Source organism: Stenotrophomonas sp. NPDC077659, from assembly GCF_050268705.1.
Lineage (GTDB): Bacteria > Pseudomonadota > Gammaproteobacteria > Xanthomonadales > Xanthomonadaceae > Stenotrophomonas.
The window spans coordinates 1-9,012 of the sequence record NZ_JBNNHG010000149.1; the positions used below are offsets into that span (position 1 = coordinate 1).

Here is a 9,012-nt window from a genome sequence, read left to right on the forward strand (position 1 = left end):
TGCCCAGGGCCTTGGCCTCGGCCGATCTCGCGATCGCACAGCCATCGTTGTTGCTAGATGATGCCCTTCTCGGCCAGTTCCTTGCGGAAGGTGGTACCGACGGAGACCGAGTCGAACACCGCGTCCACCGCCACGCCGGCCAGCTTGGCGCGCTCGTGCAGCGGCACGCCCAGCTTGTCGTAGGTGTCCAGCAGTTCCTTGGGCACGTCATCCAGCGAGGCGTACTTCGGGCCCTTCGGCGCGGAGTAGTAGCTGAGCGCCTGCAGGTCGATCGGGGCGATCTGCAGCTTGGCCCAGTTGGGCATCGGCATGGTCAGGAAGTGGCGGTAGGCGTCCAGGCGCCACTGCGTCATCCACTCCGGCTCTTCCTTCTTGGCCGACAGGGCGCGGATGGTGTCCTCGTCCAGGCCCGGCGGCAGGGAGTCCGATTCGATCTCGGTGATGAAGCCGGCCGAATACTTGCGGCCGAGCTGCTCATGGATTTCGCGGTTGGGGGTGTCGTCGTGGGCGACGGTTTCAATGGTTTCGGTGGCCATGGGGGGCTGCCTACGATCAGGAGACGACGTCGACAGCGATGCTGCGGCGCTGTTCGTCATCGACAAGGGGAAGGGGGGGCAGGATCTGGGCGAGGGTGACATCGCGCAGGGCCTCGGAGACCACGTCATTGATCAGCCGCCAGCTGCTGCGCGCACCGCACTTGGGCGCCATGCCGCACTGGTGGTGGTCGTGGCTGCATTCAGTCAGGGCCAGCGGCCCTTCCATCGCTTCGACCACTTCAAAGAGCGAGATCCCGACGGGCGGGCGGGTCAGCCGGTAGCCGCCGCGGACACCGCGCAGGCCCTCGACCAGGCCGGCCTGGGCCAGCGGCTTGAGCACCTTGCTGACGGTGGGCGGTTCCAGACCGGTGAATTCGGCCAGCTCGGTCGCACTCAGTACTTCGCCCGGGCGGGCGGCGAGTACGGTCAGCACGACAGTGGCGTAATCGGTGAGTTTGGTGACGCGCAACATGGGGGATGCGAGTGGTTCTTAAAGCGGACTGAAATTGTACGCTTTTCTTCGCCGGCATCCAACCCGTGCATTCAGCCTGCGCCTGGGGGCGGTCATCGGCCGGCCGGGATCAACACACCGGGGCGGCCGGGGCGACATGCTGCGGCATGGGGGCTGTTTTCGCAATCACCCGTAATGGGTGAGAATCGGGGTTCCTTTTGCTGCAGACCTCCCTTGCCGATGCCCAAGAAGATCCAAGCCCGCAAGTCCGCCATCCATGGCAACGGCGTGTTCGCCGTGGCCCCGATCAAGCAGGGCGAGCGCGTGATCCAGTACAAGGGCCTGCTGCGCAGCCACGGCGACGTCGATGCAGACGACAGCGGCGACGTCGAAAGCGGGCACACCTTCCTGTTCACGCTCAATGATGACTGGGTGATCGACGCCAACTACAAAGGCAACGACGCACGCTGGATCAACCACAGCTGCGACCCCAACTGCGAGGCGGTCATCGAGGAAGATGAGGACGGCGACAGCCGTGGCGACAAAGTCTTCATCGAGGCGCTGCGCGATATCAGCGCCGGCGAGGAGCTGACCTACAACTATGGCATCGTGCTGGCCGAGCGCCACACCGCCAAGCTGAAGAAGATCTGGGAGTGCCGCTGCGGCTCGCCCAAGTGCACCGGCACGATGCTGCAGCCCAAGCGCTGATCGGTAGCGCCGGGCCATGCCCGGCGAACGCGGCGCGTGTTCGGAAGCAGAAGCCGCCGGGCATGGCCCGGCGCTACCGGCAGCTTCTGCACCTGCCGTGCACGGCAGGGTCACCGCCGCACAATGGCGTTCGGTCGACCCTGTGGGCTCCTTATCTTCCGGAGCACACGACATGGCGCAGCGTCTGAGCGGCAAGCAGGTTGCCATCCTTGCCACCCATGGCTTTGAACAGTCCGAACTGATCGAACCCAAGCACCTGCTGGAAGCGCAGGGCGCGACCGTCACCGTGGTGTCACCGGCGAAGGAAGCCAGCATCAAGGGGTGGAAGGACAAGGACTGGGGCGGCGTGGTGGCCGTTGACCTGCCGCTGGCCGAGGCCGATGCCGGGCGCTTCGATGCGCTGGTGTTGCCCGGCGGCGTCATCAACCCTGACACCCTGCGTACTGATGAGGCCGTGCTCGGCTTCATCCGCAGCGTGGCGGATGCCGGCAAGCCGGTCGCAGCGATCTGCCATGGCCCCTGGCTGCTGATCAACAGCGGGCTGGCCAAGGGGCGTGAGGTGACCTCGTGGCCATCGCTGCAGCAGGACCTGGCCAATGCCGGTGCGCGCTGGCGCGATGCCGAGGTGGTGGTGGACGGAAACCTGATCACCAGCCGCAAGCCGGACGATATTCCGGCGTTCAGCAACGCTGTGGTGAAGGCGCTGGCCGCGTGATGCGGTGACCGGTAGTGCCGGCCGCTGGTCGGCAGATGCGGTGACCGGGTTGCCGGCCAGCGGCCGGCACTACCCTTACTTGCCGAGAAGGCCGGCCGGCACCAGGCTGCCCAGGTTCTGGTTGAAGGTGACCACCAGCTTGCCGTTCTTCACCTGCGCCGACTGCACCTGCAGCGCGCCCAGCACGCCGGCCACGGCGGGGTCCAGCTTGTAGATCGGCTCGCGGCGCGCGTAGTCGCTCAGCGCGGCATTGAGCAGGGAACGGGTGCGCGAATCCAGGCGCCCGCCTTGGCTGGCCGGGGTGAAGTCATCCACGGTCGGCTCCTGCAGATGGAAACCCTGGGTCTGTGCGTCGTAGCGCAGGCCGCTGCTGAGCTTCACCTTGCCCAGGCTGGTGGGAGTGCCACCGGCGGTGGCCAGTGCCAGATCCATGTCCAGGTCGAGGCGTTCGCCGGCGGGAAGACTCAACTGCGGGTGGCTCATGGTCAGCGCGATCAGGCCGCCCAGCGCGTCCTGCGTGCGCGGGAAACTGCCATCCAGATACTGCTGCACGTCGCTGGCGCCGACGGACAGTTCGCGCCCGCTGATCGAGGGGGCGGCCTGTGCACCGATCGCCGCGGCGATCAACACGGTGGACGCAGCAAAGCGGGTCATCAGGGAACGCAGGCGCATGGCGGTGACCGGAGGGATGAATGAGGCCTACAGAGTAGCTTTGCACGCTGAATCCTGCGTGCATGCCGCGGCGTCGGTTCAGTCCAGCGTTGGCTGCAGCTGCGCCGACTGGATCTGCCAGCCCTGGCCATCGGCACGCGGCTGCACCCGGTACCAACCGTGGTAACGGAACTGGCCTTCAGCAGTGGACGCACGGATACGCACCGGCACCTCCAGCAACCGCGGTGGCTGCTGCGCATCGCGTGGCACCGCCGGGTCGCTGTCCAGGCGCAGGTTGCGCACGTCCGGCAGCAAGCGCAGCACGGCATCGTCGGCACGCCGCGCGTCGGGTGGGGCGATGGCCCAGGCGTCGTCGATGCCGGCCTGGTTGCCGTTGAGCAGGTCCAGCACGTAGCGGTTGAGCAGACGCGCGGGGGATTCCGCACCGGCAGCGACCGCGCCATACAGCGGGTCGATGGCCCGTTCGGCGACGGCGGGGGCTTCGTCGCTCGCGGCGGCAGGCCGTGCTTCGGCGTCGCTCTGCCGATCAGCAGGGCGTGCCGGGGCGGATTGATCGACCGGGGTCGGTCTGGAACAGCCGAGCACGGCCAACGATACAGCCCACAGCAGGCGCTTACGCATGTCTGCCTCCTCCCCGAGGCGACCTGGAGAGCGGCAGTGTATCGGGTGTACGCGGATCAGCGCGATGCGGGCAGCTGGTCCAGCGCGTCCAGGGCGGGCAGTACCTGGTCGGCAACCGTTGCCAGTGCGTGGCCATCGGTGCCGGCGTGGCGCTGCACGATGTCGCGCAGAAGCTGGGTAGCGACCACCAGAGTGGCGCGCTCGTCACCGTTCAGGCCGGCGGTGCGCGGGGCTGCTTCCAGCAGGCGCATCAGATCGCGTTTGGCGCGGTGTTCCAGCTCGATGGTGCAGCGCCCGGTGCAGGGGTGCCCGTCCTTTTCGATCGGGGTCACCGAGATCCGGTAGCGGGTGGAGGGGCTGGCCATGAGGAGGTGCTCGCCTGGGTATGGAGGGATGGGCCCACCATAGGCAAGGCGGCGGCTGGCGGCGATGGCCGGGGCTGCACGCAGTGTTCCACCCGGTTCGATCCTGGCACGCAAAAGGCACTGCGCAGCCAAGGCTGGCGCGGCTATCGGCGAGGCCGGTGCGTGGGCGGAAACGCTGTGTTGCGGTTTACGTGGGAGACATTGGTCCAATTGCCCAGACAAAAACGGGACGGCCTGAGCCGTCCCGTCGGAAGCTGCCGTTGGGTACGCGCTTAGAGCGCAGCGTCCTTGAGCTTCTTCAGCGGGCGAACCTTGAGCTTGGTGGTGGCCGGCTTGGCAGCAAACCACTGCTCTTCCTTGGTGAACGGGTTGATGCCCTTGCGCTTCGGCTTGGCCGGCACATTGACGGTGGAGATCTTCAGCAGGCCCGGCAGGGTGAAGGAGCCAGCGCCCTTCTTGTGCACCGAGGAGGCGACGGCGCTTTCCAGCGAGGCCAGCACAGCGCGGACGTCCTTGGCGATGACGCCGGAGGCTTCAGCGATGTGTGCAACCAGGCCGGACTTGGTCAGCACTTCCTTGATCGGCTTCGGAGCGGCCGGCTTGGCGGCTGCCTTCGTCGCGACTTTCTTCACTGCCTTCTTCGGGGCAGCCTTCTTAGCTGTCTTTGCCATGGTTTCCTGTTCCGTGAACGGTTGGTTGTTTGGTCGGCGCCGAACCCCGTCGGCAAGCGCAATGTAGGGCAACTCTTGAGCGCCGCCAATAGCCTGGAGCGCTGAAAGTGCATGTTTTTTCATATCCAGGCCGATTCAGTACATGTCCGGAAGCGGTCAAACAGGGCCTGCGCTGCACTGCGCAAGACAGGCTGCCGACAATGCCGCGTGCGGGAAATCCCTGAAAACAAGAGAAAAATTCATTTTCGCTGGCGAGAAAGTGTCCATTTTGCTGGCCCTGGACAGCGGCACGACCTGCGACGGGGCGACGCAGGGCTAACGCACGCCATGCGAGGGTGGCCGTTCATCACCGCCACGCAGGAGCAGCACATGGGAATCTCGCGACACGCCACCGCGCATTGGGAAGGGGACCTCAAGTCGGGCAAGGGCCAGTTGAATACGCCGCAGAGCGGACTGCTGGACAAGACCCGCTATGGCTTCAACAGCCGTTTCGGCGATGAGAAAGCCACCAACCCGGAGGAGCTGATCGCCGCAGCGCACGCTGGCTGTTTCACCATGGCGTTGTCAGCCAAGCTGGGCGATGCCGGGTTTACACCGACCTCGCTGGATACCGAAGCCAAGGTCGATCTGTCGATGGAGGGCGGGCCGCAGCTGTCGCAGATCCGGCTGAAGGTGAAGGCCGTGGTGCCGGGCATCGACGACGCCCAGTTCCGTGCGATTGCCGATGATGCAAAGCAGAACTGTCCGGTATCCAAGGCATTGAGCGCGGTGCCGATCAGCCTGGAAGCAGAGCTGGGCTGAGGGGCTGCGACCCTGTAGAGCCGAGCCCGCGCTCGGCTGAGACAGCGACCGCGATCAGGCTGAAGAACAGCCGAGCGTGGGCTCGGCTCTACAACCCAGCACTACCAGTCAATCGTGCCGGCAATCACCGTCTGCACCTGGCCCCCGGACCACACTTCGCCGTCTTCGTCCACGCGCAGGGTCAGCCGCGCATCGTGGCCGACCTCGCGGCCCTGGCTCACCTCATACGGTTCGCGGCCGCGCGGCAGCACGCCACGCAGGTCCAGCCAGGCCGCCAGCACGGCATTCGCCGCGCCGGAAGCCGCATCCTCGAAACGCCGTCCGTTGCCGACGAAGGCGCGCACGGCGAGGTCGAATCCTTCCTTGCCATCGCTGAAAGCATAGGCGAACACGCCCATGCTGTCGGTGGATTCGGCCAGCGTGGCGACAGCATCCCAGTCCGGCTGCAGTGCACGCAGTGCGCCTTCATCGGCTATCTGTACCACCCACCAGCTGCGGCCGCCCTGCATGCGTGCCGGTGGCAGCTCGCCCAGCGGCCAGCCGTTCAATGCCGCCTGTAGGCGCGGGTCATCGGCCTGCGCGATTTCGCCCAGCTGCGCGCGTGGGGTGCGAATGGCGATGCGCTGCGCGGCGCCTTCGCCGATCACCTGCAGCGGCAGCGCACCGGCGATGCCGTCCTGCACCAGCACGCCATCGACCGGCGTGGCCAGGCCGGCCTGCAGTACCGCGTGGGCGGTGCCGACACTGGGGTGGCCGGCGAACGGCACCTCCTTCTGCGGGCTGAACATGCGCAGGCGGTAGCTGCAGCCGGCGGCTTGGGCTGCGAACACGAAGGTGGTTTCCGGCAGTCGGGTCCAGCGCGCGATGGCCTGCATGGCGGTGTCGTCCAGGCCCTCGGCATCGAGCACCACGGCCAGGGGGTTACCGGCGCCAGCGCGCGGCGAGAACACATCCAGTTGCAGGAAACGGCGTGCGGACATCAGGGGGAACTCCAGAATCAGACAGCGCGCAGCTTAGCGCGCCGTTGTAGAGCCGAGCCCATGCTCGGCTGTATCGGGGCGTGAAAAAGAAGCAGCCGAGCGTGGGCTCGGCTCTACATCCAGCGGATGTTCCCGTCGATCACCGGCTGTACCTGGCCGCCGATCCACACCGTGCCTTCGGCATCGACACGCACATGGACATGGCCGTCGCGGCCGACTTCACGGCCCTGGCTGGCCACGTACGAGCCACCGCCGCCGGGCAGGGCGCCGCGCGCGCGCAACCAGCTGCCGATCAACGCATTGGCGCTGCCGGTGACCGGGTCTTCCGGCACGCTCGGCGCATCGGCGGGACAGAACGCCCGGACCACGCGGCTGTGGTCGCTGCCGACCTCGTCGGCGAACACCGCCACGCCGGTGGCATCGGTGGCGAGACTCCAGGCGGCCAGCGCGGCCATGTCCGGCACCAGGCTGCGCACGGCGGCGGCATCGCGCAGCGGCAGCAACCACCAGCGCGGGCCGTTGTCCCACAGCTCGGGCGCGTGGCCGTCGGCGGCCAGCGCCAGCAGGGGTTCCGGTACCTGACCCGCCGCGGTGGGGAGGTGGCGCGCCGGGGGGCTTGCCAGTTCGATGGTCGGCGCATCGGCTGCGCCATCCACCCGCACCGGCAGCAGGCCGGCCGCGCATTGCTGGACCAGCGCGCCGCCGTCGCGCGGCGTGGCCAGGCCGCACGTCACCGCCGCCCAGGCCGCCCCCACGCTGGGGTGGCCGGCGAAGGGCAGCTCGCTGCCGGGGGTGAAGATGCGGATGTGGTAGTCCGCGCCGGGGGCGCTGGGCTGCAGGAAGAACACCGTCTCGGACAGGTTCAGCCAGGCCGCAAGGGTCTGCATGCGCCCGGCGGACAGCCCATCGGCGCCCAGCACCACGCCCAGCGGGTTACCGGTGCCGGGCTGGTGGGCGAAGACATCAAGCTGCAGGTAGCGGAAGGCGGCCATCGGTGGGTCCATTGGGCTTAGAATCGAAGGTTCCGCCCCCTCGGGCGGCTCCCCCACATTACACATAGCCTATCCATGTCAGCTTCCCCCCTTGTCGATCGTTGGATCGTACTGAAGTTCGGCGGCACCTCGGTGTCGCGTCGCCACCGCTGGGACACGATCGGGAAGCTGGCGAAAAAACGCGCGGAAGAGACCGGTTCGCGCGTGCTGGTGGTGGTCTCGGCGCTGTCCGGGGTGACCAACGAACTGACCGCGATCGCCGATGGCGCGCCGGACAGCCGCGACCGCGTGGCGGCCCTGGTCGAGCGCCATGAGGGCTTCCTGGCCGAACTCGGCCTGGGCCGCGAGGTGCTGGGCGAACGCCTGGCCGCCCTGCAGGGCCTGCTGGATGACCCGCGCGCGGCCACCCGCCCGCTGGAGTGGCAGGCCGAAGTGCTGGGCCAGGGTGAACTGCTGTCCTCGACCCTGGGCGCGGCCTACCTGCACGCCTCGGGCCTGGACATGGGCTGGATGGACGCCCGCCAGTGGCTGGATGCGATGCCGCCGCAGCCCAACCAGAGCGAGTGGTCGCAGCGCCTGTCGGTGAACTGCCAATGGCGGGCCGACGCGGAGTGGATGCAGCGTTTCCGCGCGCAACCGACCCGCCTGCTGATTACCCAGGGCTTCATTTCCCGCCACGCCGACGGCGGCACCGCCATCCTCGGCCGTGGTGGCTCGGATACCTCGGCGGCGTACTTCGGCGCGCTGCTGGGCGCCAGCCGCGTGGAAATCTGGACCGACGTGCCGGGCATGTTCAGCGCCAATCCCAAGGATGTGCCGGACGCGCGCCTGCTGACCCGCCTGGACTATTACGAAGCGCAGGAAATCGCCACCACCGGCGCGAAGGTGCTGCACCCGCGCTCGATCAAGCCGTGCCGCGATGCCGGCGTGCCGATGGCCATCCTCGATACCGAACGCCCGGAACTGCCGGGCACCAGCATCGACGGCAGCGCCGCCCCGGTGCCGGGCGTCAAGGCGATCAGCCGCCGCAACGGCATCGTGCTGGTGTCGATGGAAGGCATCGGCATGTGGCAGCAGGTCGGCTTCCTGGCCGATGTGTTCAACCTGTTCAAGAAGCATGGCCTGTCGGTGGACCTGATTGGTTCGGCTGAAACCAACGTCACCGTGTCGCTGGACCCGTCCGAGAATCTGGTCAACACCGATGTGCTGGCCGCGCTGTCGGCCGATCTGTCGCAGATCTGCAAGGTGAAGGTGATCGTGCCGTGCGCGGCCATCACCCTGGTCGGCCGTGGCATGCGTTCGCTGCTGCACAAGCTGTCGGACGTGTGGGCCACCTTCGGCCGCGAGCGCGTGCACATGATCTCGCAGTCGTCCAACGACCTGAACCTGACGTTCGTGATCGACGAAGCCGATGCCGATGGCCTGCTGCCGATCCTGCACGCCGAGCTGATGCGTTGCAGCAACTGACGGCCGAAGGCCTGATCGAAGTCGTGGGTGGTT

Annotated in this window: 10 protein-coding genes and 2 pseudogenes; 4 read left to right on the forward strand and 8 right to left on the reverse strand. The window is 67.4% G+C overall.

Annotation, left to right across the window (positions count from 1 at the left end; genetic code table 11):
• Positions 1 to 56: 56 nt before the first annotated feature.
• Both ACQKDV_RS16360 and ACQKDV_RS16365 read right to left on the reverse strand, forming a co-directional pair.
• A pseudogene (locus ACQKDV_RS16360) lies at positions 57 to 536 on the reverse strand (Fe-S cluster assembly protein SufB); the annotation flags it as partial.
• A gap of 16 nt (positions 537 to 552) precedes the next feature.
• Positions 553 to 1,008: an SUF system Fe-S cluster assembly regulator gene (locus tag ACQKDV_RS16365; RefSeq protein ID WP_427785121.1), complete on the reverse strand. Its 456-nt coding sequence runs from the start codon at positions 1,006 to 1,008 to the stop codon at positions 553 to 555.
• A gap of 219 nt (positions 1,009 to 1,227) precedes the next feature.
• Here ACQKDV_RS16365 and ACQKDV_RS16370 point away from each other — a divergent pair, with 219 nt between their 5' ends.
• Both ACQKDV_RS16370 and ACQKDV_RS16375 read left to right on the forward strand, forming a co-directional pair.
• Positions 1,228 to 1,695: an SET domain-containing protein gene (locus ACQKDV_RS16370; protein WP_324809213.1), complete on the forward strand. Its 468-nt coding sequence runs from the start codon at positions 1,228 to 1,230 to the stop codon at positions 1,693 to 1,695.
• A gap of 172 nt (positions 1,696 to 1,867) precedes the next feature.
• Positions 1,868 to 2,410 carry a type 1 glutamine amidotransferase domain-containing protein gene (locus ACQKDV_RS16375; RefSeq protein ID WP_427785124.1) on the forward strand — a complete coding sequence of 181 codons (543 nt, stop codon included), beginning with the start codon at positions 1,868 to 1,870 and terminating at the stop codon, positions 2,408 to 2,410.
• Positions 2,411 to 2,485: 75 nt separating this feature from the next.
• Here the strand turns inward: ACQKDV_RS16375 and ACQKDV_RS16380 are convergent, their stop codons facing one another.
• From ACQKDV_RS16380 to ACQKDV_RS16395, 4 genes are all read right to left on the reverse strand, one after another.
• Positions 2,486 to 3,082 carry a DUF1439 domain-containing protein gene (locus tag ACQKDV_RS16380; protein WP_427785126.1) on the reverse strand — a complete coding sequence of 199 codons (597 nt, stop codon included), beginning with the start codon at positions 3,080 to 3,082 and terminating at the stop codon, positions 2,486 to 2,488.
• 78 nt (positions 3,083 to 3,160) lie between these two features.
• Positions 3,161 to 3,703 carry a hypothetical protein gene (locus ACQKDV_RS16385; RefSeq protein ID WP_427785128.1) on the reverse strand — a complete coding sequence of 181 codons (543 nt, stop codon included), beginning with the start codon at positions 3,701 to 3,703 and terminating at the stop codon, positions 3,161 to 3,163.
• A 56-nt stretch (positions 3,704 to 3,759) separates the two neighbouring features.
• On the reverse strand, positions 3,760 to 4,068 hold the full coding sequence (locus ACQKDV_RS16390; protein ID WP_427785130.1) for a DUF3861 family protein: 309 nt from the start codon (positions 4,066 to 4,068) through the stop codon (positions 3,760 to 3,762).
• Positions 4,069 to 4,340: 272 nt separating this feature from the next.
• Positions 4,341 to 4,739 carry an HU family DNA-binding protein gene (locus ACQKDV_RS16395; protein ID WP_012510328.1) on the reverse strand — a complete coding sequence of 133 codons (399 nt, stop codon included), beginning with the start codon at positions 4,737 to 4,739 and terminating at the stop codon, positions 4,341 to 4,343.
• 369 nt (positions 4,740 to 5,108) lie between these two features.
• Here ACQKDV_RS16395 and ACQKDV_RS16400 point away from each other — a divergent pair, with 369 nt between their 5' ends.
• A complete protein-coding gene (locus ACQKDV_RS16400) occupies positions 5,109 to 5,540 on the forward strand; it encodes an OsmC family protein (protein WP_427785132.1) in 432 nt (143 codons plus the stop codon).
• A 101-nt stretch (positions 5,541 to 5,641) separates the two neighbouring features.
• On the opposite strand, the gene ACQKDV_RS16405 is transcribed toward ACQKDV_RS16400, so the two are convergent.
• Positions 5,642 to 6,520, reverse strand: a complete 879-nt coding sequence (locus ACQKDV_RS16405) for a PhzF family phenazine biosynthesis protein (RefSeq protein WP_427785135.1) — start codon at positions 6,518 to 6,520, stop codon at positions 5,642 to 5,644.
• Positions 6,521 to 6,633: 113 nt separating this feature from the next.
• Entirely contained in the window at positions 6,634 to 7,512 is an 879-nt protein-coding gene (locus tag ACQKDV_RS16410) for a PhzF family phenazine biosynthesis protein (protein ID WP_427785137.1), read from the reverse strand.
• Positions 7,513 to 7,587: 75 nt separating this feature from the next.
• On the opposite strand from ACQKDV_RS16410, the pseudogene ACQKDV_RS16415 reads away from it, so the two are divergent.
• Positions 7,588 to 8,964 (forward strand): annotated as a pseudogene (locus tag ACQKDV_RS16415) (aspartate kinase); the annotation flags it as partial.
• Positions 8,965 to 9,012: the final 48 nt, after the last annotated feature.